Raw genomic sequence first — 26,029 nt, 5'->3', positions numbered from 1 at the left:
TTTCACCTTGATCAGCCAGCTTATTTCTGAAACTCCTTCGGTGTAAAGCCCGTCACCTGCTTGAAGATGCGGCTGAAATAAAATTGGTCGCTATAGCCGACCTGCTCACCGACCTCCTTGACGGAGAGATGGGAGTGATTGCGAAGCAAATATTTCGCTTCGTTGATGCGCAGCGACATCAAGTAGCGGGAAGGGGGCTCTTCCGTATGCTTAATAAAAATTTTGCTCAAGTAGGATGCCGTAAAATTAAAGCTGCGGGCAATTTGCTCCAGGCTGAGATCCTCGCTGTAATGCTCGCGCATAAAGCTTTGCACCAATTGCACCAATTCCTCCGTATCCGCTCCGCTTGGCTGAAGGCTTTTCATCTGGGTTTTAAAATCAGTCCGTTCCGCCTCAATTAGCGTCTTTACGCGATTGTATACCCGCGAAAGCTCAGTGGTCGCAATCGGCTTCAGCAAATATTCAATGACATTGTACTGAATCGCTTGCCGTGCGTATTCAAAATCAGCGAAGCCGCTCGTAATGATTTTGCGCATGCGCGGATAATAGCAGTGGATAGACTGAATGAGCTCAATGCCATCCATGACAGGCATCCGAATGTCGGTAATGAGCAAATCCGGCTGCTCCCGGTTCACTAGCTCGAGCGCCTCTTTGCCATCTTGGGCGGAGCCGACAATTTGAATAGCCTCATCCAGGCCTTCAAGCTTGCGCACCAGCGTACCTCGGATGATATCCTCGTCTTCGGCAACAACGACTTTAATGACGTTTGCTTGAGCCATAAGCGAATGCCTCCCTTTGCCTAGCTATAGTTTGCCGCCGATTCTAATAGCCGCCCCGCCTTCGGGGCGATTGTGAATCTGAAATACAGCTGCATCTCCATATGTGAGCTTCATTCGAATATAAATGTTCAGCAGCCCCATGCCGCCCAGCTTGAGCACGGGCACGACATGCGTCTCATCAACTTCGCGAATGCGCGCAAATAAATGCGCCAAGCTTTCTTCCGAAAAGCCAGGGCCGTTATCCGCCACCTCCAGGTGCCAATCCTCGCCTTCGATTTTGCCGGAAATGCGAATATGCCATGGCGGCCCATGCTGCGTCCCGAACTTCAGCGCATTTTCAACAAGCGGCTGCACGACCAGCTTAGGGATGCGCAGCTCCCGCATGCGCTCGTCCACCTCCATTTCATAGTGAAGCTTTTGGCCGAAGCGAATTTGATTAATATCCAGAAACTTGCCTGTATGCAGCAGCTCATCCTGCAAGCTCACAATGGCTGCATCTGTGGAAAAATAGCGCAGGAAGTCGGACATGTTTTCAGTCATTGCAACAATTTGCTCATTCCTATTTTCTTCGGCCATCGCATGAATGGTAGCGAGCGTGTTATACAGGAAATGCGGGTTCATCTGGGATTGCAGCGCAATGAGCTTCGCCTGCATTTCCTGCGACTGGGACAGCAGCAAATCGTCCATCGATTCCTTCAGCCGCGAGCTCATGCGCACGAAGGAAACATGCAGCTGGTCCAGTTCATTGAGCCCGCTGCCGAGCGTCTGGGCGGCTACTCTGCCGGTTCCGAGATCCTCCAGCCGCATGCCGCGGATCGAACGGTGGATTTTCAAGATCGGATACGTAATCCGTTTGGATGCCGCATAGGAAAGCATGATCGCAAACAACAAAATGACAAAGGCGACGAGGACAGTCTGCTTGGCGAAAGCAAACACAGGGACGAGCAGCTTGCTCTCGGACACGATAATGAGCGTATTCCAGCCAGTCAGCTCCGAGCGGTGCAGCGACAAGAGCTCCTTTGCCCCCGTATTGGGATTAACGAAGGACAAATAGCTGCCCTTGCCCTGCGTCTGCGGCAGGCTTTGGCCAGCCGTCAAGCTGGCGTAAGCCGCAAAGTGCTGCTTATCCGCCTGCAGGGGATAAATGATATCGCCATTGTCATTGTATACGAGCACCTGCGCCCCATAAGGATTATCCCCCGTAAAAGCAAGGATGCTGCTGAAAATCCGATTGTAATATTGCTTCACTTCAACTATGCCGGTTGGATCATTGTAATTATCATAAAACTGGCGGAACAGCGAGACTGAATATTGCATGTCGCTAGATGAAATATAGCGGGACATTTCATCATCGGGTACGGGCAGCGTGATAATTTTGCCATTTTGCATCGCTACAACCGCTTTGAACCAAGGCTTGGTCGCTGGATCGTAGGTGCGTTCGCCATTGTCAAAGCCATTGCCATACATTTTGTTTTTAAAATCATACAAATACAGCTGCTCCACCGGACGGGAAGGGCCGATAGCCGCAGTCAAAATTTCAGCCAGCGCCTTGGCATTTTCAACCGATTGGCTTTTAGAGACGCTCTGAAACGATCCGCTGCCCATGCCGCCGGAAAGGCCTAACTGTTGTTTATCGCTTTCCCTATCGGTATCCCTGCCATCTCCCGTCTGTGTTTGATCGGGCAGCTCCGAGGTGTAACGCTTGAAATGATTTTTGACCAAATTGGAGTACATCACATTGAGCGAAACATCATTCATTTTTTGAATTTCCGAATCAATATGCTCTTGCATCGAGCGGCCCATGCTGGAAAGCGAATCGGTTGCGTTTTGCTTGAGCAGATTAGAGGACCAAAGGCAAAGCCATACGACTAGTACTGTAAACACGATGAAAATAATAAGAGAGTAGGTGGAGAACAGAACAGCTTGAATCGTTTTGAATTTAGTAAGCATTACTACCTCCAGCCATTCACGCGCACCGTTGTTGCTTTCATTTTGCTGCTAGGCGGGCATTTTGTCAAAGATTTTTTGTAAGCGCTTCATAATTATTTGGCGAGTGGTAAAATAAGTGCATAAAACGCCCCCGTTTTATCCATGGCACATCAAAAATCGGAATTCTATAATGGGGAAGCAGGAAATGAAAACGCATACAGCTGAGCATTCAACATTAAAGGGGAGCGATATGATGAAAAAATCGATGTGGCTGTTAACGGTTATTGCTTTGGTTGCGATTATAGTTGCGGGCTGTGGAGGCGGAAATACGGGATCCGGTGCAAATGCATCATCCCCGGCAGGCAGCGCGAATAGCGGCACAGGCGGAACAGGAGGGGCGAAGCAAAATATTACGCTTACCTACTTGGCCAGCCAAGGCTGGATAAAGGACGCGGAAATGCAGCTCGCCAAAAAATTTGAAGCCGAGACCGGCATTCGAATCGATTATCAAATTGTTCCTTCCGATCAATATTTCAATGTGCTCAAAACAAAGCTGAACGCTGGCGAGGCTACCGACTTGTTTGGCGGGCAAAGCGGCAAAAGCGAAATCAGCCTCAATTATAATGTCGAGAAAAATGCTGTTGATTTAAGCGGAGAAGAGTGGGTGAAGCGCGAGGACCCGCTCAGCATTGAGCAGTTGACGCTGAACGGCAAAGTATACGCCCAGACGATTTGGGATACGGGCAGCAGCTTCGTTATTGCGTACAATAAAAAGATTTTTGAACAGCATGGCCTCACCATTCCAAAAACGTACGAGGAGTTCAAGGCATTGTCCCAGACGCTGCTGGATGCTGGCATTACCCCACTGTATGAGCCGATTGCCGATGGCTGGCATCATGTCCTGTGGTTCGCCGAGCCGGGACCGCGCTACGATGAGGTAACGCCGGGCTTATACGATGATTTGAATGCGAATAAGAAGAAGTTTGTGGACGATCCGACGATGAAGCTGGCTCTAACGCAGTTTAAGGAAATGTATGACCTTGGTTTTATGGGCGACAACGCTTTTTCCGATACAGGGGCGGATTCGGCTGTGAAGATGGCGAGCGGCAAATATGCAATGACCCTTGCGGCCCAAAGCATCGTCAACGATATCGAGAAGGCAGACCCTAATGTCAAAGCGGATCAATTCGGTTATTTCGTCATTCCGCTCGCGGACAATCAAATTTATTACATCAATCCAGGCGGCCCAAGCAAATTTATTTATTCCGGCTCGAAGCATATTGAAGAAGCGAAGCAGTACCTGGCGTATTTGGCGCAGCCGGAAAACTTGCAGTATATGCTTGACAATGATTCGACGATTTCCAATCTAAACTTCCCAGGGCTGAAAGACAAATACAATGAAGAGCAGAAGAAGCTGATGGCGACATATACGAAAAAAGGCACGGATATTCAGGATTACGTGAACTATGTCAATCCGCAGTGGATGGATATGGGCAAAGATTTGGTTGCGATGCTGGGCAACGCGATACAGCCGGAGGATATGCTGAAAAGCATCGACAAGCGCCGTGCCGATATGGCGGTTGTGGCGAAAGATCCGGCATGGGCTAAATAAAAGGCGGCTGCCACCGCTATAGACGACAAACGAGTGAGTGGAGATGAATGCTGCATGAGAAATAAAATTTATCCGTTTTACTTTGCCTTGGGCACAGTCGGCGTTTATTTTATCTTTTTCGTCGTGCCCGGGCTGATGGGCTTCTATTATTCGCTGACGGATTGGAACAGCTACTCGGATACGATTACCTTCATCGGATTGGACAATTTCAAGACGCTGTTTTCGTCCGGTGAAAATTATGTCAGCTACATTATCAATACGTTGAATTTTACGGCATCGACCGTTATTTTAAAAACGGCAATTGGCCTGCTGTTCGCCCTTATCCTGAATGAAGGCATCAAGCTTAAAGGCTTTCATCGGGTCATGATTTTTATGCCATCGATCGTGCCGATGCTCGTCGTCGGCCTGATTTTTAAATCGATTTTGAATCCGGCGACGGGGCTGCTGAATGAAGCGCTCAGATGGATGGGGCTGGATTTTATGGCGCAAAAATGGCTCGTTGACGCCAATTGGGCGTTCAAATCGATTATCGGCGTCGATACGTGGAAGGGCGCCGGCTACATTATGATTATTTTGCTGGCGGGCTTGCAGTCGATATCGCGAAGCTATTATGAAGCAGCCGAAATCGACGGGGCGAACAGCTGGCATAAATTCAAGTATGTGACACTCCCGCTGCTCATGCCGGCGCTTGTCGTGACGACGGTGCTGAACTTGCTGCATGGCCTGAAAGTATTCGAGGCGGTTTATGTTTTGACGAACGGCGGGCCGGGCTATGCAACAGATGTGCTTTATACAGCGATTTTTAAAGAATTTTCGATGGGCCGTTATGGGGTTGGCACCGCGCTGTCCTCGCTGCTCTTTCTATTCATGACGATTGTCGGTTATTTTGTCATCCGCCTAATGGCCAGAGAGGAGGGGCGTGACCAATGACCCCGAAATTCATTCAAAAGCTGGCACGCAACGGCATCGCTTGGCTGCTCAGCCTAGTAACTTTTCTCCCGCTGTATTTGATCATTGTCAACTCGCTGAAAGATCAGATGGGCGCAAGCTCCATGAGCATTGCGCTGCCGAAGGCGCTGCATTGGAGCAATTACGCCATCGTTGTGGAGCAGGGCAAGCTGCTGCAATCTTTTTTGAACAGCCTGCTGTATGCGGTCGGTTCAACGGTGCTGGGCATCGCGCTCGCTGCGATTGCCGCTTATATTTTTGCCCGCAATCAGTCGCGGTTGAACCGGTTTATGTATTTCTTCGTTATTTTGGGCATTGCGATGCCGATTAATTTTGTGACATTAACGAAGGTGATGCAGTTCACCCATTTGATTAATACGCAGCTGGGCATGGTCATTTTGCTTGCCGTCATGTCGATTCCCTTCAGCGTCTTTCTTATTTATGGCTTCGTTGGCTCGGTGCCAAGAGAGCTGGATGAAGCGGGCATTGTAGATGGCTGCTCGCCGCTGCGCCTGTTTTACTCCATCGTAGCTCCGCTGCTGACGCCGGTTATTGTTACGGTCGGCATCTTGAATTTTATGGGCGCGTGGAATGATTTTGTCCTGCCGCTCTATTATTTGAATGACTCGAATATGTGGCCGATGACGCTTGCCGTTTATAATTTCTTTGGCCGTTTTTCGGTGAATTGGAATCTCGTTTCCGCTGATATTGTGCTGACAACTTTGCCGGTCATCATCATCTATTTGCTCGGTCAAAAATATATCATTTCCGGCATGACCTCCGGCTCGGTAAAAGGCTGATATAAGCTGTGCCATGGCTCGTTTGCAGATAGAGGAGGCAAGCAGGCTAAAAAGGGCAAAAAGAGACGAAGGGAGGAAGCGCGATGTTTTTCCATGATCTGAGGCTGGAAAAGGAACTGAAAATCGAGCGCCGCATCGATAGTCTCGTCGAGCATGAGCTGCATATGCATGATTTTCTCGAAATCAATGTGCTGCTGCATAACAAGTCCCGCTTTCAGCTTTTGGATCGGGAATACACCGGTGAAGCCGGGGATGTGTTTCTGTTTCGGCCCTATGCCCCGCACTATAATTTGGCGCAGGAGGCAGACAAGCCGATTGAATGGATTATGGTGCTGTTCTCGCCCTCCATCGTTCGAATGATTCCCAATGGCTATCGCCTGCTGTATCCGTTTTATACCGAGGGTGCTTGTCCGCTTATTCCGGCCAGCTCTGCCTATGCCAAGGGCATTCAGGCTGCTGCCAAGGCCGCCTATGAGGAGCAGGTGAGGAAGGAGCCGGGCTGGGAGGCCGCGCAATTGATGCGGTTTATCGATATTTTGGTTCATGTGTTTCGTTATGCGGTTGCCTGCTCGGCTGGGGAAGGCGAGCAGGTGGAGGTGGACGAAGGCGTCGTGTCGGCAGTGGAGCATATTTTGCGCCACATTACCGAGGACATTGATGTCCGGGATTTAATTGAATTGTATGGCCGGGGAAAAACGTATTTTTATACTCATTTCAAGCAGGCGGTCGGCGTCACGCCTAATCAATTTATTCATCGGCTGCGCCTGCAAATTGCGATGCATCTGCTGAAGACGACGAGCAAATCGATTACGGACATTGCCTTTGAGTGCGGCTACAATTCCATTCATTACTTCAATAAGCATTTCAAGCAATACAGCGAGGTTTCGCCGCGGGAATTCCGCAGAGTGGCGAAGCAGGCGATATAGCCGCTAGTGAAAAGAAGAGACAGCAAGCAGGGCTTGCGAACAAGGCATATAAGCGGCTAAGGGAGGAGCGTAAGAAGATGGCGAAGGGAACGGAGAACATAGAAGGAATACGAGCAAGCGAGGGTGTGCCTTCACAAACAGAGCTTGACAGCGCACAGCGCGCAAAGTGGTTCACCCATGACCGCTTCGGCATGTACATCCACTGGGGGCTATATGCGCTTGGCGCGAGGCATGAGTGGATGCGGTCCAGAGAGTTTCTCAGCAATGAGCAATATGAAAAATATTTCAAGCATTTTGATCCGGATTTATATGACCCGGAGCTATGGGCTGATCTTGCCGCGGAAGCGGGCATGAAATATATGGTCGTCACCGCCAAGCATCATGAAGGCTTCTGCCTGTGGGACTCGAAGCTGACGGCTTATCATGCGGTGAATAGTCCGGCCAAGCGGGATTTGCTGCGGCCGATGCTGGATGCTTTTCGCGAGCGCGACATTCGCACGGGCTTGTATTATTCGCTGCTCGACTGGCATCACCCGCATTATACGGTCGATGTGAAGCATCCGCTGCGCTATAATGAGGCGTTTCTGGAACAAAGCAAGGAGCGGGATTTTGCCAAATATGTCGAGTTTCTGTTCGGCCAGACGAGGGAGCTGCTCACCGAATATGGCAACATCGATGTGCTGTTCTACGACTTCTCCATTGCCGCCGAAGCGGGCTTTGAGGGCAAAGGCAAGGAGGCATGGCAAAGCGAGCGGCTAGTGCGCATGATTCGCGAGCTGCAGCCGAATATTATGCTCAATGACCGCCTGCAAATAGCGGGAGATATTACGACGCCGGAGCAGTATCAGCCGCGGGAGTGGATTAAAGTGAACGGGCAGCGTGTCGTCTGGGAAGCATGCCATACGTTCAGCGGCTCATGGGGCTATTACCGCGACGAGGAATCGTGGAAAAGCATCGATATGCTCGTGCAAATGATGATTGATACGGTAAGCAAAGGCGGCAATTTGCTGCTGAATGTCGGGCCGACAGGGCGAGGCGAATTCGATGAACGCGCGGTGGAGCGCTTGAAGGGAATTGGCGCCTGGATGCGGCGGCACAACCGTTCCATCTATGGCTGTACGGCAGCGCCGGAGGAATATGCCAGCCCGCAGGATTGCCGTTTTACGTATAACCCATCGACGAATCGGCTGTATTTGCATATTTTCAGCTGGCCGTTCAAGCATTTGCACCTATACGGCTTCTCGGGCAAAATCGCCTATGCCCAGCTGCTCCATGATGCTTCTGAAATCCGGATGGTCCAGGGCGAGCAGGAAATGACGATGGAGGCAGGCGCCTTTAACGAAGGGCGGGCTGCCGATACGCTTACATTGGAGCTGCCAGTGAAAAAACCGAACGTCACCGTTCCGGTTATTGAACTGTTTTTAAAATAATCACATCGGCCGCTGACAGGATGCCTGTATAGGTATTCACCGTCAGCGGCTTTTACTATTCCGCTTTCATACAAAAAGCGCGTACCGATTGAGCATCGGTACGCGCTTTGAAGCCGTTACATGGCCGGACACTGTCTGCTGTGTTCATGTCAAACAGCGCAGCACCATTCCGCTATTTACCCAACTACCGCCTCAATAAATTTTTCAAGTGCGGTCGTATCGGTAATATTGTTGTTGCAGTCATGGCTGTTGGCGCACATGTAGTTACCAACAGCTTTGTAGTAGTCGGGGGATGCGCCTGCAGGCCTTTTTTTCGTTATGGCTGAAAATAAAGCAAGCTCCTCAAACCGATTGCACACAAAGCAATAGTTTTTCTTGTTCGTCGGGTTGTAGCGTCCTTCGACGCCAACGAACTGGCCATTTGCCGGATAAACGATAAACAGCTTGTTGCTCGCAATATCGATCCAGCTTAAATAAGTGACATAGCGATAGTCGATAGCGGCTAGATCGGGCAGCTTGAGCTTTTTATTTTTGGGAAAAAGCTTCTGGATTTGCTTGGCCGTAATGGCCGGAAACTCCGTTAAATAGGCTTCCAATTCCCGCAAATACTTGGCAAAATCCTCTTTCGTCTGCAGCGTCGAGACGGCTTCAAGCATTTGCTTGTGCTCGGCGGCTGCGTCTGGGAACATCTCCAAAATTTTAGATTCGGTCGTATATTTAACGGACTCCAAAATTTTACGGTCGGCAACTGTGCCGAGCGCATGCTGCAAAATGCCGGCTTGTTTTTTAATCACATTATATTGATGGTTTCTAATAAATGGTTTATTCATTTAGGTTCAGCCCCTTATTTGTTTTGATCGTGCAGAAAATAAGGTGCAAAGCCAAGTATTAGAAACGACATAAGCGTGGCTAGGCGATAACGTATCCGTTATGAGTGCGCCCATGCAAAGTATCGCTTCCAAAACCTGCTCCGCAGTGGGCTGTGCCAATCCGGCAATCTCTAATTGCCATCCATACCGACCTCCTTTTATATTGAATTACCGTTTATTATAGTCAAAATAACCCCGCTTCTCAATAGCAAATCCCATCCACAGCATGCTTTCAAGCTGCTTTGCGCTACCCATTAAGCTCGAAATCCAGTGTAAATCCGCCGTGATCCCCTTTGTGAAAATGAACCTCCTTATTCCCGAAGCGCTGAACCCAGCAATCGGGCCGTCCAAGAAACGGGCGGGCGAGCTCCGCCGTTTCGTCGCTGAGAAAGTCAGCCGTCGGGAGCCAAGCGCCGCCGCCGGGGAAGATGCAGCGCTGCTTCCACGCTTCGGGCAGCAGCCACAACGCAACAAGGACGACCGCGCCTGCGTGCTCGGCGCGCCGCCTCATGGCGCGAAGCGTGCCGGATGACAGCGAGCTTCCAGCTGCGATAATGAGCTTGGCGCCGGCAAGCTGCGGCTCGGCCGCGAATTCATCGTAAACGAGCACATTGTTGAGCGGGAAAAATAATGGATGAACCGCTGCGGTTCCATCCCTGTTTGCAGCGGCTGCTGCTGGTGCTGGTGGAAGCTGCGCTCCCTTCCATAGCGGGAAGCGCTCTTCAGCGATGGAGGCCTTCAAGCGATGGCGCGGGAACGTATAGCCGGGAATGTGCATACAGCTGCCATGTGCCGGAATGGTGCGGTGGCTGAGCAAATGCCATACGTGAAAAATGCTCTGGCTTTCCTGCGGCATGGCAGCAGCCAAGCTGCCGAAGGGCCGCTCATTTTGGCCATAGTTGCTGTCGTCGGAGTGAATGAAGGCGATGTCGGCACTGGCATCCATGTGGCTGTAAGGCAGCGGGTGGGCAGCGACAAATTCCTGCCTGAACTGCTGCCAGACGTCTCCAAACGCAGTTTGCTGAAAGCTGTGTCCGTCGAATCGCATCAGCGCATCAACATTTTCAACAAATAAATGGGTAGGACTCATTAAATAACCCATTCTGAGTGCGGAGGCGAACTCCGCTGGCGAATGGCCGGGAAAGCCCGGGGTGCGAATCGGCCATTCGCCGGCATCCGGTCCCCATAAATCGGCGCACAGCCACAAAGGGCGATTGTACTGCTTGGCTGCACCTAGCGCCGTGGCGAGCTGGAGCGATTGAAACGACTCCTTCATTATTTTGGGGCAAAGGGCCATCCCTCCCCGCGCCTGGGCGTGGAACAACACGGGAAATACCTGCTCGGAAATGAGCGGCACATTAGAAGTGCCGGGTGAGGGGCTTGGCACTTGGACCTCGGTCACAATAGAGCGGACATGGGCATCGCGCTTTGCAACCGCAGCGGTCAAGGCTTCCCGCAAAGCAGCGACGTTTTCCTGCTCCATTGTTAGGCTGCTCCAATGCGGGAACCAGCCATCCTTGCGATACTGCGCCGCATTGATCTGCAAATGCTCAGGCTCATCGAAGAGCAGCCCAATGAGCAGTCCGCTTGCCGCTGCCAGCCGGATTTGCTCGTCTGGAATGTCGTAGCGGTTCGTTCCCTCTTCCCACGGGCCGTTAATGTTGCCATATTCATTGCCGAGGCAAAGCTCCATTCCATAGGCGAGCATGTCAGCGAGCAGCTCCTGCTGGCCCTCAAGGCCGGGAAACACATGATGCACGTAAAAATCGGCCTGCAGCTGCTTAAGCTGCTCCATAAAAGCCTGCCTTCCTGGCGGAGGGTCCTGTGAAGGATAGATTTGTCCTGTTCCCGTGCGCATATAAAGCTCTGAAGCCGTCTGCGCCCAAGGGTCCTGCCAGCCGATGACCGTTCCTTGCATGCCGAATTTCATGAGCCAAATTCTCCTTTACTTGGATGTAAGATTTTTTGCTGGCTCCATTTTAACATGACGGAGGAAACGCTTTCTTTGCTAAAAAGGCAGGCTGGTTTGCAATCTTGTTCATAAAGCGTGGGGCAGAAGTGGTGGCTCAGGCTAAAGGGAGGAAGCATGCCGATTTTTGAACAAAATCGCAAATAAACGACCTTGTCCAGACAAGTAAGCGGCAAGGCGCTTCGCTATACTTGAGAAGAAGCGGGAGCTGCAGCGTACACGCCATCAGCAGCCTTTTACCATTTTACAAAAAGCAAAGGATGCGTGAATGAGATGACTAAACAGCGTTATCGGTTAGGTGTAATTGGGCTTGGGGAAGGACGCAGCATTATGTCGGCGGCGCTGGCGAGCGAGCGGTATGAGCTGGTGGCGGTATGCGATTTAAATGAGGAGCTTTGCCAGCAGCGGGCGGAGGAATTCGGCTTTCATGGCTGGACAACCAAATATAGCGATTTATTGGAAAACCCTTTAATTGACGTCATTGCGATATATACGCCAGACCAGCTGCATTTGACGCATATCCGCCAAGCACTGGAGGCGGGCAAGCATGCCATCTGCACGAAGCCGCTGCTGCCTTCCTTGGAGGGCACGCAGGAGCTGCTGGCCATCATGAAAGGGACAGACAAGCGTTTATTTGTAGGGCAAAGCTCGCGGTTTTTCGAGCCGATGCTTCATCAGCGCAGCGATTACGAGCAGGAGCGGCATGGCGCACTTCAAATGGTGGAGGCGCAATATATAACCGACGGACGCTGGTTTCTTGAAAAGGATTGGAGCCGCCAAAAAGGCTTTAGCTGGATGTACGGCTTTATGATCCACGCTGTTGACCTCGTTCGCTGGTATTTGCCCGGCGTAACGGAGGTTGTAGGCTTCGGCCGCAGCATAGATGCTGGCGGCGAAAGCGGCAACGGCACCGTCGATACTTGGGACTCGATGCGTTTTCTGCTGCGGGATGGGCAGGGACGAATGGCGCAAATTTCCGGCAATTATACAATGCCGACTCTAGGGCAGGCGGTCGAGCCATCTATAAGCTGCGTGCTGCGCGGAACGAATGGCATATCGCGTGCGGAATATCCGAATTTAAGCTACCATACGCATTTTGCTGAGCAAGGCACAGCCTCTTATTCGTTTGAAGACAAGCATGACTACTATTTCCGCTTTGAAGGCAAAAGCCATCATGCAGGCGAGTACCAAAACTATATTGAATATTTTGCGGAATGTTTAGACAGTGGCGAGCTTCCGCTTCCTGACGCTTCAGAGGCGATACACACGCTTGCCCTGATGGCAGCAATGGAACGCAGCGCAAGCGGCGGCGGCCAGCTTGTCCGCATTCAGGATATAAAGGATGAATTCGGTATTGTTTAGCAAGCTTTCAGGCTTCATATTGGGGCCGGATAGGGAGGGGAGCAGCATGAAGCTGACGTATGACAAGCCGGCAAGCATTTGGACGGAGGCTCTTCCCGTGGGGAACGGGCGGCTTGGCGGGATGGTTTTTGGCGGTGTTGATGCGGAGCGCATTCAGCTGAACGAGGATACGCTTTGGTCGGGAAGCCCGCAGAATTGGAATAATCCGTTAGCGCTTGCGGCTTGGGCAGACATACGCCGCTGTATCAAAGAGGGCGATTACGAGGAGGCTGAGCGAATAAGCAAAGCTTCGACAATGGGGCCTTATACGCAAAGCTATATGCCGCTAGGCGATGTTCAGCTCCGCTTTTATCACGGGCAATTGACGGAAGAATATAGGCGCGAGCTCGATATGGCAAACGGAATCGCGAGAACGATATATCGAATAGGCAAGGTTGTTTATACACGGGAAGTATTCGCTTCGCATCCCGATCAGGTAATCGTTATCCACCTGACTGCAAGCGAGCCCGGGAAGCTGAGCTTCAAGGCAAGTCTCAGCAGCCCGCTGCGCAGCCGCACCGCTCCTGTACGTGACGGTCTGCTACTTACCGGTTATTGTCCGGAGCAGGTTTATCCGAATTATTATGAGACGGATGAGCCGATTCGGTACGGGCAGCCGGATACGACGAAGGCTATGCGTTTTGCTGCGCTCCTTGGCATTCAGGCCGCTGGGGGCTCATGGTCGGCGGACGCGGATGGGCTTCATGTGGAAGGGGCGACAACGGCGACACTGTATGTCTCAGCGGCAACCAGCTTTAATGGCTATGACCGCTGCCCAGGGACAGAGGGCAAAAATGCTGAGCTGGCGGCGGGCGCCTATTTGACAGCGGCTGTGGAGAAGCCATTCGAAACGCTGCTTCGTGCGCATGGTGACGATCACCGAACGTTATTTGGCAGAGTGGCTTTTCAGCTAGAAGGCTCCAGCTTGCCTGAAGACTTTCCGACGAATCAAAGAATCGCCGAATATGGCGCAACTGACCCCCATCTCGTAGAGCTGCTGTTTCATTACGGACGTTATTTAATGATCGCAGGTTCCAGATCAGGCACGCAGCCGACGAATTTGCAAGGCATATGGAATCAGGATGCCCGGCCGATCTGGAGCAGCAATTATACGCTCAATATTAATACACAAATGAATTATTGGCCTGCGGAGCTGTGCCATTTGGCCGAATGCCATGAGCCGCTGCTGGACTTTATTGCCGATTTATCCGTAACGGGGCAGGCAACCGCAGAGGTTAATTATGGCTGCCGGGGCTGGACTGCCCATCATAATACGGATATATGGCGGCAATCCGCGCCACCAGGCGATTACGGGCATGGCAATCCGCTATGGGCGAACTGGCCGATGAGTGCCGCTTGGCTCTGCCAGCATTTATGGGAGCATTATCGCTTTGGCGGGGATATCGGCTACTTAGCGCAGCGAGCTTACCCCGTTATGAAAGGCGCGGCCCAGTTTTATTTGGATTGGCTGGTTGAAAACGAGCAGGGCATGCTCGTCACTTCCCCCTCCACCTCGCCGGAGCACCGCTTCCGGCTGGAGGACGGACGAACGCCAGCGCTGAGCGTTGCATCAACGATGGATATGAGCCTCATTCGCGAGCTGTTTGAGCATTGTTTGGCGGCCCATGAGCAAATTAGTGCTTGTGCGGCAGTCGAAAGGGCAAGCTGCTTTGAAGCGGAGCAGGAACAGGAGCAGGAACAGAGAAAGGGAAAGGGACAGAAACGGGAATGGGGACCGGATTTGAAAGCGGAATATGAATACGCAGAGGAACGGCACTTTTTGCAGCAATTGGAAGCTGCTCTGCCTAAGCTGCTCCCGGCAAGCATTGGCAAGCATGGCCAACTGCAAGAGTGGTCCCAAGACTACGAGGACGAGGATCGGTTTCATCGTCACGTATCGCATCTATATGCGCTCTATCCGGGTGATGGCTGGTCAGCGGAAAGTACGCCGGAGCTTTATGAAGCCGCCCGCATCGCCTTGGATCGGCGTGGCGACGGGGGAACAGGCTGGAGCCTCGGCTGGAAGGTCAATCTATGGGCAAGGTTCGGTGATGGCAATCGGGCGTATGCGCTAATTAAGCGGATGCTCACGCTTATCCCGGATGATGGGGTAATGGATTTCAAGCGGGGCGGCGTTTATGCGAATTTGTTCGATGCGCATCCGCCCTTTCAGATTGACGGCAACTTTGGCGTAACAGCTGGAATGGCCGAGCTGCTCGTGCAGTCGCATGCGGGCAGGCTGCAGCTGCTGCCAGCGCTGCCGGACGCTTGGCCAGCCGGCAGCGTCAGCGGCCTCCGCGCCCGCGGCGGCTTCGAGGTCGCCATCTCCTGGCGTGATGGCAAGCTGCAGGCGGCAGAGCTGCTTGCCCACCGCAGCGGCCCATGTGTGCTGTATGCAGGTGCAGCGCTGCGGATTCAGCCGCAGGGCGAAGAGGGCATGCCGGAGGTGGAGGAGCGTACGCCGCTGCAGTATTATTTTCAGGCGGAGCAGGGGAGAACGTATGTTATTCATCCGATATGGGCTGGCGAATAAGCGGCATGAAGAGGTTGCTGTGATTGTCATAAATAACTTTAGAAAAAGAAAAGACGTACAAGCGGGGAAGCGCTTTGTGCGTCTTTTTTTTGTGAAAAACTCAGCATGGATACAGAATATAAAGGATGGCTTACTGAATTAACTTGAGCGGGTTACCGACAATATGCTTTAGAATCAGCCGGTAATTATAATTGGTCATACGCCTCATCCGTTACGGGCTCCAACCATTCGGTCTCGCCCATATGGATATTGGTGCTTATCGCAATATGTGCAAACCAGCTATCCGCTGTAGCTCCATGCCAATGCTTCACATCCGAAGGAATCTCCACGACATCTCCTTCACGAATGACTTGTGCTGGCTTGCCTTCTTCCTGGTAGTAGCCTGTGCCGCCCGTTACAAGCAGAATTTGTCCGCCTGCATGCTTATGCCAGTTGTTTCTTGCACCTGGTTCGAACGTTACATTGCCAATCGGGCAATTGAGGGGAGAATCAGCAGGAACTAGCATTTCAAGCCAAGCTCCTCCAATAAAATAGTTATTCGTGATTTTTTGACCTTTCGGGAAGATGACACTTTCAGCTAAATTCTTTGCTTGGGCCATTTTTTATGCTCCTCGTCTCATTCATTTAGTTGTTGGGTAGGGCGAATCATCCATTTCGTTACTTCTCTTTCGAAAAGACTTCTTTAGCGACCATAATAGCAGACATCGCCTTTGGCCATCCAGCATAAAAAGCAAGATGTGTAATGGCTTCTTTAAGTTCTTCTTCCGATAGCCCGTTTTCCATTGCTTTATTAAGATGAAAGCCTAATTGCTGCGTATTGCCGCCCGTAATTAAAGAAGATACAGTAATTAAACTGCGTTCACGAGGCGAAAGCTCCTTACGCTCCCACACATCTCCAAATAAAACATCATCATTTAACTGAACCAGCTTTGGTGCAAAATCACCAATCATTTTCTGCGCGGCTGTAAGTTCTTTTTCATCTGGCATTTTATAGGCTCCTTTCGCTTGACGGTTTTTATGCATAGCTTGCTGCATTGTCGCAAATTTTGCGGAAATGTATTCATAAAGCTTTTTATTAACACGACGATATTTGTAATGTACATTGATATAATAAAGAACATCCGTCTATAATTATAAACACTTGCAGAAAAAGAGCGCAATTGTTAGATTAGAGCGATTTGTTAATTACTGAACAGATATTATAAAATTGTTTAATTATTTACATCAACGAAAGCTGAATGCGAACGGGTGCCATAACGTTTTTGAGTGAATCAGAATAGTCTTCTTTTGTCCATGGCATGGCGCATCCCTCCTTATGTAATGAATACCCATGTTCTAATAGAAATTACACAGCGATGAAGCCAGTGGCGCAATAAAAAGCGAATATGCTATGATCGATAGGAATAGGGAAGAGGGTTGTGAGCAGATGGATTTATTTTCTTATCAGGAAGCGGAGACGCCGCGGGCGAGGCTGTTAGCCGACCGGATGCGGCCGCAGACGCTGGATGAATATATTGGGCAAGAGCATATCATTGGAGAGGACAAGCTGCTGCGCCGGGCGATTGAAGGGGATCAGGTATCGTCCATTTTGCTGTACGGCCCTCCGGGCTGCGGCAAGACGACGCTGGCCAACATTATTTCCAAGCGGACAGCGGGCGAGTTCGTCAAGCTGAACGCCGTTGACGCTTCGGTGAAGGATGTGCGCGAAGTAATTGAGCAAGCCCGTCTGAGCAAGACGATGTATGGCAAAAAAACCATTTTGTTCCTCGACGAGGTGCATCGCTTCAACACGGCAAGACAAGATGCGCTGCTGCCAGCGGTTGAGCAGGGGATTATTATTTTTATTGGCGCGACGACGGAAAATCCGTTCCATCATGTAAATGGGGCGCTTCTGTCGCGCTCGACGCTGTTCCAATTGGAGCCGCTCGGCCCGCAGCATGCGCTGGAGTCGATGAAGCGGGCGCTGGCCGATAAGGGACGCGGGCTGGGCTTTATGGAGCTGCACTGCGACGAGGAGGCGCTGGCGCATATTGCGAATATGGCAGGCGGCGACATTCGCCGCGCCTTGAACGCGCTGGAGCTGGCCGCGGTGACGACGCCTTCTGAGCCGGATGGCTCGGTACATATTACGCTGGAGGTCGCGCAGGAATCAATTCGCAATCGCGCGGTCAAAGCCGATCAATCGACGCAATACGATGTGCTGTCTGCGTTTCATAAAAGCGTTCGCGGCTCCAGCGATGCGGCGCTGTTCTGGTTTTTGTACGCGGTGGAGAAGCTTGGCATGGACCCGATGACGTTTATCCGCCGGCTGATCGTCGCTTGCAGCGAGGACATTGGGCTTGCGAATCCGCAAGCGATGGTGCAGGCGGTAACGGCCATGGACGCCTATCACAAAATCGGCTGGCCGGAGGCGAAATACAATGTGTCGCAAGCGATTTTGTTTGCGGTAGAAAGCCCAAAATCGAATGCGACGGCGCTGGCCATCGGCAAAGCGATGACGATGATGGAGGGGCTTGGCGCAGCCGAGGTGCCGCTGCATTTGCGCGATACCCATTATAAAGGCTCGGCGCAGCTTGGCCACGAAGGCTACAAGTACCCGCATGATTATCCGGGGCATTATGTGCAGCAGCAATATTTGCCGGACAAGCTGCGGGAAATGAGCTTTTACCAGGCAACCGAGCAGGGCATGGAGGATAAAATCCGGCAAAACCAAGAGCTGCGGAAACGTCCGAAGGGGAAGAAATAGCCGCTTGAGGGACAGAAATGGCAACCTTCTTCTGCCAGCCTTCGTCTGAAGGGCAGGAGGTGGGCATGATGTTGAAATACGCAAGCTTAGTTGCGGCAATTGCTTTGCTCGCAGGCTGCAGCAGCAATAATCTGGTTCAGACGGGGCACTCGCCAGTTACGGAACCCTCGCCAATCGTAAAGGAAGCGGAGCCAACAGCTATAACGGACCCGAGCGGCGCTTTGGAAAGCGTATTTCCAAAGGTCGAAGAGCCGTATTTAGCGGAGCAGGCGGCTGATAATGGCGACGTTGTAAATGTTCATGGACGTTATTACAATTTGGACAAATGGGATGCTTTTATTGAAAATATAGCGCTTAAGCAGTCGGGCAAGGTTCGGCTTACGGAGTATACAATAGAAGGCGATCCTATTTTTTATGAGCTGGTCTATAATGGGGATGCGATCCTGTATACCTTTGACAATGGAATGGATGCGTTTGGCTCCGATTTAGGCAGGCCAAGCACGATCTGCGAAGGAATAGGAACGAAGCAGACGGATCGTGGGGATGAGGTCTACACTTTACGCGGGTGCGACCAAGACGAAACGGCAGAAACCTTTTTCTGGGCCGCCGACCCGGATTCCGCAAAATAACGCCAAACTAAGGAGCTGTATAAACCTATGAAGCTGTTAACATTTACGGAGCAAGGTGCAGAGCGTTTGGGAGTAAAGACGGAGCAAGGCATTCTCGATGTTGCGGCAGCCAGCGTAGCTTGTAAAGGCAGTGCATCCGTACCTCAAAATATTCATCAGGTCATTGAAGGCGGGGCGGAGGCCGTTGAAGCCCTTCACCGTCTGGCGGATGAAGCGATAAGCCGCGCAGCGGAGCTTGGCCCGGTATTTCTCGATGAAGCGGAGCTGACGTTTGCCCCTGCTGTGACAAGCCCTGGCAAAATCCTCTGCATCGGCCTCAATTACCGCAAGCATGCGGAGGAGTCCAATGCGGCCATTCCCGAGGTGCCGATTTTGTTCAGCAAATTCAACAATACGCTCGCTGCGCATGGAGAAGCAGTGCCGCTTCCTATTGCCTCCGAGAAGGTGGATTATGAGGCGGAGCTAGCGATTGTCATTGGCAAAGAAGCGAAGCATGTGACGGAGGAGGAAGCGCTCAGCTACGTATTCGGCTACTGCGCTGCCAATGACTTGTCGGCTCGCGATTTGCAAATGCGGACAGGCCAGTGGCTGCTCGGCAAAACATGCGACAAATTTGCGCCGCTCGGTCCTTATCTCGTAACAGCGGACGAGATCGGAAATCCAAATGAGCTGGATATGAAATGTATCGTAAACGGCGAGGTGCGCCAGCATTCGAACACGAGCGATATGATTTTCAGCTGCAAGGAAATCGTCAGCTATGTTTCGCGCCATATGACGCTATTGCCGGGCGATGTCATCTTGACGGGTACGCCTGAAGGCGTCATGCTCGGTTATCCGGCGGACAAGCAAAGCTTCCTCAAGGCAGGGGACCGCGTTACGATCGAAATTGAAAAGCTCGGCAGCTTGACGAATCTTATGGTTCGGGAGCAATAATGAACGCAATAAAAAAGCAAGGAAGCCCAGGCTAATGCCGCCAGCGTCCTTGCTTTTTTTGCTATAAATTTTATAAGTGCTTCTCCAATCCCTTTCCTCAGGCAATGGCAAACATGAGTGCGCCGTAACCAAAGGCAGCAGCCAGCAGACCCATCGCAAAAGCAGGCAGCAGCTGTTCGCTGCGGTACATCCGGAAAAAACCGGCAATCATCACAACAGCTGATGCAAGCAACAGCCAGCTATCTAGCCCAAGTGAAAAATGAAGCGTAATATCAGGGCTAAAGCTGCCTTTATAAATCGTTGTGAACAGAGAAGAAGGTGCTGTTGTTTGCAGCGTTTCCTTCACCTCATGCGGCGGAGCCTGTTGCCCTAGCACGCTTGTGGCGATAAAAATCAGCAATGCGACGATGCTTTCTGCCTTAAACCAAGGGAGCGGGCGGAAAGCGGCGTTATGCTTAAGCTTGTTTTTGTAGCCAAAGCCGTTCGAATACGCGAGCAGCAGCAGCGGCAGCAGCAATAGGTGCTTGATTAACAGCATTTGCCCATACGGCAGCATCCAGGCGTTTACGTATTCGGGCGTCGTAAAGGTCATTAGTGTAATGCCCGCTGAAATGGTTACGAAAAAACAGCCGAAGGCGAGCGTTGAAAACCAGGATAAAAACGGCTCCCAGTGGCTTTCATCCTTCGAAAACAAGCTTATCGTAATGACAATGCCGAGCCAAATCGTGACGGCTATAAAATGGGCGCTGTGAATGACGATTCCTTTCAGCCCATACAGCGATGAGGCGTGGCTGGCATAACCGAGCCATACGGCAAGCAGCAACGTTATAAACAGCCCAACCTTCGGCATATGGCGGTCCTGCCGGAAGGATTTCATTCCGAGCAGGACCGACAGGCCGAGGGAGCTAAGCAGGGTCCAGATTAAGGCTTTGCCTGCTACGGCATCAAGCAGCAGGCTTTTCATCATTTGCCCATAGCTGAGTTCAAAATCTGCTGCGAACGTGCGTGCCGTTTGATCAAGCGGGACAAACGAAAGCACAGGAATAGCGAGCGCGCAGGCAAGCAGCAAGCGATCAGGGACAATAACCTGCGGTCGCTTGCCCTCCGGCACGAGACGCAAAGTAAATGCGCCCATTAACAACGCAAAGCATACATATAGAAGCGTCTCGCTCAAATAAATCATTTTTTACGTCTTCTCGCAGCGGCAGCGATCACGGCAATGAGGAGAATGACGACGACAATGATGATTACGCTCGTTGTGGAGCTGCTGGCTTTTCCCTCCGTTTGGGTGGCGGTGTCTGTTGCCGGCACAGCGCTTGCCGCAGGACTTGCCGTTTCAAGGGCAGGTGACTCGCTAGCCGCTGCATCAGGCGTTGACGAGCTTTCAGGGGAAGGGGATGCCGATGCGGGCTGCTCGCTTGCAGCAGCTTCCGGCGCATTGACAGTGAAGCTGTAATCGCCCTCAATCGCATGGCCGTCAGCGCCAATAATCGCCCATTTTACCGTGTATATCCCGTTTTCCAGCGCGGCAGGTACCGCTCCGCTCATCGTTTTTCCATCTACAACGACTTCATCGGTTGCGACTTGCTCGCCGGCCGCGTTTAGGAGCTTGAATGTGCTCAGCTTCTCAATATCGGTATTGAAAGAAAGCGAAATTTGAGCAGGTGATGCAGTTACCGTTTCGTCTACAGCAGGTGTCGCCTGCTCGATTTTGGAATGGGCAAAAGCTGCACCCGGAATTAGCCAAATAACAGCCAGCATAATTAAAATGATTCGTTTCATGTTGTTCCTCCTTGTAAGCCAAAGCTTAATATGTTGTAGCAAGCTGTTAGCATTATATCAGATATAGGGGGGGGACATACGGCCTCCCTTGCCGCAAATTATAGGCGACTTTATGAACTTTTGCAAAAAACGCTAGGTCCATGCTGAATAATGTACGGCCTAAGACGAATACACATAATTACCGTCACTGAAAACGGCGAGAGATGGACGAGGGGGTGCGCCTACCGCCACCGGAGCATTTTCTGGGGCAGGGCAGGCGAAGCCGCATTGGGTGAAACGATTCAGGTTGTGCTGTTTGCAGGGTTATTGCTGGCTAACGGTTTTTTCGCTGCGGCGGAGGCGGCTCTGCTGCGTTTGCGCTCCGATCAGCTGCAAAGGCTGCATGCCGGGCGCCGTTTATCAAAAAGAGCTGCTGTTTCTGCCGCCATGCTGCGCGAGCCTCGTACTTATTTAAACGCATGCCAGCTTGGCCTAACCGTCGCATCGCTTGGAATGGGCTGGATGGGTATTCCAGCGTTCCGCCTGCTCTTTGGTTCATGGCTTGATGGAGTGAATGGGCTAGTCCCAATCGCTCCAATCGTAGTGGAAGTGGGTGCGGTAGCAGCCGCTTTGCTGCTGGCTGCCGTGCTGCACAGCGTCTGCGGCGGGCTCGTTCCGAAGGCGCTGGGAGGACTGCGCGCAGAGCAGGTCGTTGCAGCCGCAGCCGCACCTTTGTTTTATTTTCATAAAATGGTGTATCCGATGGCGCGGCTGCTGGACGTATTGTCTAGTTGGCTAGTTAAGGATGGCGATGTCCGGATGGGAGCTGGCCCCGTTCATGCGTACTCCAGTCAGGACATTCGGCTGCTGCTCAAGGAAAGCCAGCGTAGCGGACTCATTCATCATACGGAGCTGCTGCTTGTTGATAATATTTTTAAATTTACAGAAACGCATGCGAGAGAAATTATGATTCCCCGCCGGGAGGTCATCTGCTTGTATGCCCAGCTATCGCTTGAGGAAAATAAACAGATGGCGCTTGCCGAAATGCACACGCGGTATCCCGTCTGTGAAAGCGACAAGGACGATATTATCGGCTTTGTCCATATTAAAGATTTATGGAAGGATGCGCAGCATACGCTGACCGACATCCGTCAGATTTTACGCCCGATTATGACGGTTCCGGAGTCGATATTCATTCGGGAGCTGCTTGGCCAAATGCAGGAGAGCAAATCGCAAATTGCGATTTTAATAGATGAATATGGCGGCACTTCAGGTATCGTGACGCTGGAAGACATTATGGAGGAAATCGTCGGTGAAATTCAGGATGAGTTTGACGAGGAACGGGCAATGATTGAGCCGCTTGGCGAAGGGAGCCACTCGATTAGCGGAATGATGCAAATTGAGGAGGTAAACAGCTGCCTCGGGACGAATATTAGCTGTGACAACTTTGATACGATTGGCGGCTGGATGTATTCCCAATTGGAAAACCTCCCCCGCAAAGGCAACCGTGTAAAAGTAGCCGACCATTTCGAGCTCGTCATCGAGGAGACGGATCATTACCGCATTTCCCGTATTCGCGTGAGCCGGCTCGCTGCTTCCCCTTCAGACAAGGAAAATGAGGGGGTAAAGGGTGGCGCTGGAAACATTGATGGAAAAGGGAAGGGAACAGGAACAGGAACTGGAACTGGAACCTAAGGGCGCTGCACATAAAAAAAGGAACCTCCTCCTCCGGGCGATGTCCATCGGTGGAAAGGTTCCTTGCTTTGTGCTGATGTTGTTATGCCAAATGCATTTAGCCATGCAAGCGGATAATACTTAACGAGCGGCGAGGAATGCCGTTTCGTCGACTTCAATCTTCTCTACGATATCGATGGTTCCGCCTGCCAGGCAAACATCGCCATCATAGAGTACGACGGCTTGGCCAGGCGTAATTGCCTTTTGCGGCTGGTCAAACGCAATATGTGCCGTTCCGTCAGCCCCAGGTGTCACGGTAACGCCTTGGTCAGCTTGGCGATAGCGGAACTTGGCTGTGCAGCGAAAAGGAGCTTCCGGCTGCTCTGGCGCAATCCAGTTCATGCCGCTGGCAATTAGCCCAGTCGAATACATGCTCGGATGCTGCTCGCCTTGCACCACATACAGAACGTTGCGCTCAAGGTCTTTGTCCGCTACAAACCATGGCTCGCCATTGCCGGAGCCGCCAATGCCAAGGCCTTGGCGCTGTCCAAGCGTATAATACATCAGGCCGTCATGCTTGCCTTTGACTTCACCGCTGCGAATGTCGACCATGTCGCCCTTCTGGGCTGGCAAATAGCCGCTCAGAAATTCCTTGAAGTTGCGCTCGCCGATGAAGCAGACGCCGGTGCTGTCTTTTTTCTTCGCGGTGTACAAGCCTGCCTCTTCAGCAAGCCGTCTTACCTCTGGCTTCGGCAGATGCCCAATCGGGAACATCGCCTTCGCGAGCTGCTTCTGGTTCAGCGCGCTGAGGAAATAAGTTTGATCCTTGTTGCTGTCCACGCCGCGCAGCAGCTTCGTCTCGCCATCCGGCGTACGTTCTACGCGCGCGTAATGGCCTGTCGCCAAGTAGTCGGCGCCCAGCTCATTTGCTTTTTTGAGAAAATCGCCGAACTTGATTTCCCGGTTGCACATGACGTCGGGATTCGGTGTACGGCCGCGCTTGTATTCATCCAGAAAATAAGTGAATACTTTATCGAAATATTGCTTCTCAAAATTAACCGTATAATACGGAATGCCGATTTGGTCGCATACGCGGCGAACGTCTTCCGCGTCTTCCTCTGCTGTGCAGTGACCAAATTCATCGGTATCATCCCAGTTTTTCATGAAAATGCCGACAACATCATAACCTTCCTGCTTCAGCAGCAGTGCGGTTACAGAAGAGTCTACGCCTCCGGACATGCCGACAACGACTCTAGTTTCTTGTTTGGATTTTGCCATTTGCTTACACCGCCTTGTATTCAACCTCTAAAACGAGTATCTCTCATTGTAGCATACATTTATCGCTGCACAAAAAACTTTTTTGCGAAGAATGACAAGCTTTTCTCGCATGTTCCTTGCACTATATGCTAACATATAAGCTATATGGGAATACCATGATTTAAATCCAGTCATGGCTGCTTAAGGCAACACAACTAATGAAAACGAGGTGCCCTTTTATGAAAATATCAACGAAAGGCCGCTATGGCCTAACGATAATGATGGAGCTTGCAGGAAAATTTGGCGAAGGACCAATCTCTTTGAAAAGCATAGCTGAACGCAATAGCTTGTCCGAGCATTATTTGGAGCAGCTCGTTGCCCCGCTTCGCAACGCCGGACTTGTGAAAAGCATTCGCGGTGCCTATGGCGGCTACATTTTGTCCAAGGAGCCTGAGCATATTACAGCTGGAGATGTCATTCGCGTGCTGGAGGGCCCGATTTCCCCAGTCGATTTTACCGAAGAGGATGACCCGGCGAAGCGTGATCTGTGGCTGCGTATTCGCGACAGCATCGCCTCCGTACTAGACTCGACTACGCTTAAGGACATGGTCAGCTTCCAAGATCCAGGCAAAGCAGACAGCTACATGTTCTACATTTAAATAGAAGGAGATAGACAAGCTATGCACTATTTCGATCATGCCGCAACGACGCCAATGCATCCAGATGTCGCGCGCGCGATGCTGGAAGTGATGCAGGGTCCGGGAGGCAATGCATCGAGCATGCATGCCTTCGGACGCGCGGCACGGCAGCATATTAACCGCTCTCGCGACCAGATCGCTGCCGCAATTGGCTGCAAGCCTGCTGAGCTAGTATTTACGTCCGGCGGCACGGAGAGCAACAATATGGCGATTAAGGGTGTTGTCCGCGCGCTGGCGCTGCAAGGCAAAAACCACATCATTACATCAGAAGCTGAGCATCATGCGGTGCTGCATCCCTGCGAAGCGCTTGAGCGCGAAGGCTTCGAGCTGACGCTGCTGCCCGTTGACGAGCATGGACAAGTATCGCTTGCTGATGTGGCTGAGGCTATAAAGCCGAATACGGCGCTTATAAGCATTATGCACGGCAATAATGAGGTAGGAAGTTTGCAGCCGATTGAAGACATCGGGCGCCTGGCACATGAGCGAGGCGTTATTTTTCATGTCGATGCTGTGCAAGCTTTGGGTACGGCCCATTATGAGCTGAATGAGCTGCCGGTCGATTTGATGAGCTTTTCCGCCCACAAAATCAATGGCCCGCAAGGGGTTGGCGCGTTATATATCGCTGCCGGCACCCCCTTTGAGGCGACCACGCAGGGCGGATCACAAGAGCGCAAGCGCCGTGCGGGTACTGAAAATGTCGCCGGCATTGCCGGTTTCGCCAAAGCGGTTGAAATTTGTGTGAACGAAGCGCAAAACAAGCAACATTTTTTAAGCGAGCTTCGTATGGAATGGGTAGAGCTGCTTAGGAAAAATGTGGATATAAATATCGTCATCAATGGCGCGGCGGAGCAGACACTTCCGCATATCGTCAATATCAGCTTTATCGGTGTCGATACCGAGACGATGCTGATGAATCTCGATATGGCAGGCATTGCAGCGGCAAGCGGATCAGCCTGCACATCAGGGGCGCTGGAGCGTTCCCACGTTTTGCGGGCGATGAAGCTGCCGGAGGAAAGGCTGGCTTCCGCCGTAAGATTCAGCTTCGGATTGGGGAATACTAAGGAGGAACTGGGTGCCGCAGCGCAAAAAGTTGCAACGATTGTGCAGCGCATCCGTAATAACGCCTAGGAGGCTT

The 26,029-nt window shown here is 51.7% G+C and carries 22 protein-coding genes; 13 read left to right on the top strand and 9 right to left on the bottom strand.

Going from position 1 to position 26,029, the window contains the following annotated elements; all coding sequences use genetic code 11:
• Positions 1 to 20: 20 nt before the first annotated feature.
• Complete coding sequence (locus BBD42_RS30715; protein WP_099521251.1) at positions 21 to 779, bottom strand: response regulator transcription factor; 759 nt, start codon at positions 777 to 779, stop codon at positions 21 to 23.
• A 24-nt stretch (positions 780 to 803) separates the two neighbouring features.
• On the bottom strand, positions 804 to 2,729 hold the full coding sequence (locus BBD42_RS30710; protein ID WP_099521250.1) for a sensor histidine kinase: 1,926 nt from the start codon (positions 2,727 to 2,729) through the stop codon (positions 804 to 806).
• A 184-nt stretch (positions 2,730 to 2,913) separates the two neighbouring features.
• Here BBD42_RS30710 and BBD42_RS30705 point away from each other — a divergent pair, with 184 nt between their 5' ends.
• The 5 genes from BBD42_RS30705 (at position 2,914) to BBD42_RS30685 (ending at position 8,424) form a co-directional block, all read left to right on the top strand.
• Positions 2,914 to 4,320, top strand: a complete 1,407-nt coding sequence (locus tag BBD42_RS30705) for an ABC transporter substrate-binding protein (RefSeq protein WP_172455680.1) — start codon at positions 2,914 to 2,916, stop codon at positions 4,318 to 4,320.
• Positions 4,321 to 4,374: 54 nt separating this feature from the next.
• Complete coding sequence (locus BBD42_RS30700) at positions 4,375 to 5,250, top strand: carbohydrate ABC transporter permease (RefSeq protein ID WP_099521248.1); 876 nt, start codon at positions 4,375 to 4,377, stop codon at positions 5,248 to 5,250.
• A complete protein-coding gene (locus BBD42_RS30695; RefSeq protein WP_056040001.1) occupies positions 5,247 to 6,068 on the top strand; it encodes a carbohydrate ABC transporter permease in 822 nt (273 codons plus the stop codon). Before BBD42_RS30700 ends, BBD42_RS30695 begins: the two co-directional genes overlap by 4 nt.
• An 83-nt stretch (positions 6,069 to 6,151) precedes the next feature.
• Entirely contained in the window at positions 6,152 to 6,994 is an 843-nt protein-coding gene (locus tag BBD42_RS30690) for an AraC family transcriptional regulator (protein WP_099521247.1), read from the top strand.
• 77 nt (positions 6,995 to 7,071) lie between these two features.
• Positions 7,072 to 8,424 carry an alpha-L-fucosidase gene (locus BBD42_RS30685; protein ID WP_099521246.1) on the top strand — a complete coding sequence of 451 codons (1,353 nt, stop codon included), beginning with the start codon at positions 7,072 to 7,074 and terminating at the stop codon, positions 8,422 to 8,424.
• A 176-nt stretch (positions 8,425 to 8,600) separates the two neighbouring features.
• Here the strand turns inward: BBD42_RS30685 and BBD42_RS30680 are convergent, their stop codons facing one another.
• Positions 8,601 to 9,254, bottom strand: a complete 654-nt coding sequence (locus BBD42_RS30680) for a FusB/FusC family EF-G-binding protein (RefSeq protein WP_099521245.1) — start codon at positions 9,252 to 9,254, stop codon at positions 8,601 to 8,603.
• A gap of 286 nt (positions 9,255 to 9,540) precedes the next feature.
• A complete protein-coding gene (locus BBD42_RS30675; RefSeq protein ID WP_099521244.1) occupies positions 9,541 to 11,223 on the bottom strand; it encodes a hypothetical protein in 1,683 nt (560 codons plus the stop codon).
• Positions 11,224 to 11,535: 312 nt separating this feature from the next.
• Here BBD42_RS30675 and BBD42_RS30670 point away from each other — a divergent pair, with 312 nt between their 5' ends.
• Positions 11,536 to 12,624 (top strand): Gfo/Idh/MocA family protein, encoded by a 1,089-nt coding sequence (locus BBD42_RS30670; protein ID WP_099521243.1) that lies wholly within the window; start codon positions 11,536 to 11,538, stop codon positions 12,622 to 12,624.
• Between the two features lie 46 nt (positions 12,625 to 12,670).
• Positions 12,671 to 15,196, top strand: a complete 2,526-nt coding sequence (locus BBD42_RS30665; protein ID WP_172455679.1) for a glycoside hydrolase family 95 protein — start codon at positions 12,671 to 12,673, stop codon at positions 15,194 to 15,196.
• A gap of 185 nt (positions 15,197 to 15,381) precedes the next feature.
• Here the strand turns inward: BBD42_RS30665 and BBD42_RS30660 are convergent, their stop codons facing one another.
• Complete coding sequence (locus BBD42_RS30660) at positions 15,382 to 15,795, bottom strand: cupin domain-containing protein (protein WP_099521241.1); 414 nt, start codon at positions 15,793 to 15,795, stop codon at positions 15,382 to 15,384.
• Between the two features lie 58 nt (positions 15,796 to 15,853).
• Positions 15,854 to 16,183 carry a carboxymuconolactone decarboxylase family protein gene (locus BBD42_RS30655; protein WP_099521891.1) on the bottom strand — a complete coding sequence of 110 codons (330 nt, stop codon included), beginning with the start codon at positions 16,181 to 16,183 and terminating at the stop codon, positions 15,854 to 15,856.
• A gap of 439 nt (positions 16,184 to 16,622) precedes the next feature.
• On the opposite strand from BBD42_RS30655, the gene BBD42_RS30650 reads away from it, so the two are divergent.
• From BBD42_RS30650 to BBD42_RS30640, 3 genes are all read left to right on the top strand, one after another.
• Positions 16,623 to 17,942 carry a replication-associated recombination protein A gene (locus BBD42_RS30650; RefSeq protein ID WP_056040013.1) on the top strand — a complete coding sequence of 440 codons (1,320 nt, stop codon included), beginning with the start codon at positions 16,623 to 16,625 and terminating at the stop codon, positions 17,940 to 17,942.
• Positions 17,943 to 18,007: 65 nt separating this feature from the next.
• A complete protein-coding gene (locus tag BBD42_RS30645; RefSeq protein WP_172455678.1) occupies positions 18,008 to 18,571 on the top strand; it encodes a DUF4362 domain-containing protein in 564 nt (187 codons plus the stop codon).
• 27 nt (positions 18,572 to 18,598) lie between these two features.
• Positions 18,599 to 19,504 (top strand): fumarylacetoacetate hydrolase family protein, encoded by a 906-nt coding sequence (locus BBD42_RS30640; RefSeq protein ID WP_099521239.1) that lies wholly within the window; start codon positions 18,599 to 18,601, stop codon positions 19,502 to 19,504.
• A gap of 97 nt (positions 19,505 to 19,601) precedes the next feature.
• On the opposite strand, the gene BBD42_RS30635 is transcribed toward BBD42_RS30640, so the two are convergent.
• Both BBD42_RS30635 and BBD42_RS30630 read right to left on the bottom strand, forming a co-directional pair.
• On the bottom strand, positions 19,602 to 20,687 hold the full coding sequence (locus BBD42_RS30635; protein ID WP_099521238.1) for a copper resistance D family protein: 1,086 nt from the start codon (positions 20,685 to 20,687) through the stop codon (positions 19,602 to 19,604).
• Positions 20,684 to 21,286 (bottom strand): copper resistance CopC family protein, encoded by a 603-nt coding sequence (locus tag BBD42_RS30630; RefSeq protein WP_099521237.1) that lies wholly within the window; start codon positions 21,284 to 21,286, stop codon positions 20,684 to 20,686. The genes BBD42_RS30635 and BBD42_RS30630 overlap by 4 nt, the downstream gene beginning before the upstream one ends.
• A gap of 267 nt (positions 21,287 to 21,553) precedes the next feature.
• Between BBD42_RS30630 and BBD42_RS30625 the strand changes: the two genes are divergently transcribed.
• On the top strand, positions 21,554 to 22,960 hold the full coding sequence (locus BBD42_RS30625) for a hemolysin family protein (RefSeq protein ID WP_237163291.1): 1,407 nt from the start codon (positions 21,554 to 21,556) through the stop codon (positions 22,958 to 22,960).
• Positions 22,961 to 23,080: 120 nt separating this feature from the next.
• On the opposite strand, the gene mnmA is transcribed toward BBD42_RS30625, so the two are convergent.
• The gene (gene mnmA, locus BBD42_RS30620; protein ID WP_099521235.1) at positions 23,081 to 24,217 is read right to left on the bottom strand and encodes a tRNA 2-thiouridine(34) synthase MnmA; all 1,137 of its coding nucleotides are present in this window, start codon (positions 24,215 to 24,217) and stop codon (positions 23,081 to 23,083) included.
• A gap of 218 nt (positions 24,218 to 24,435) precedes the next feature.
• Between mnmA and cymR the strand changes: the two genes are divergently transcribed.
• Positions 24,436 to 24,855, top strand: a complete 420-nt coding sequence (gene cymR, locus BBD42_RS30615) for a cysteine metabolism transcriptional regulator CymR (protein ID WP_056040023.1) — start codon at positions 24,436 to 24,438, stop codon at positions 24,853 to 24,855.
• A gap of 21 nt (positions 24,856 to 24,876) precedes the next feature.
• A complete protein-coding gene (locus BBD42_RS30610) occupies positions 24,877 to 26,022 on the top strand; it encodes a cysteine desulfurase family protein (protein ID WP_099521234.1) in 1,146 nt (381 codons plus the stop codon).
• Positions 26,023 to 26,029: the final 7 nt, after the last annotated feature.

The sequence above is a fragment of the Paenibacillus sp. BIHB 4019 genome (genome assembly GCF_002741035.1).
Taxonomy (GTDB): domain Bacteria; phylum Bacillota; class Bacilli; order Paenibacillales; family Paenibacillaceae; genus Pristimantibacillus.
This window is presented reverse-complemented; position numbering and strand designations above follow the sequence as displayed.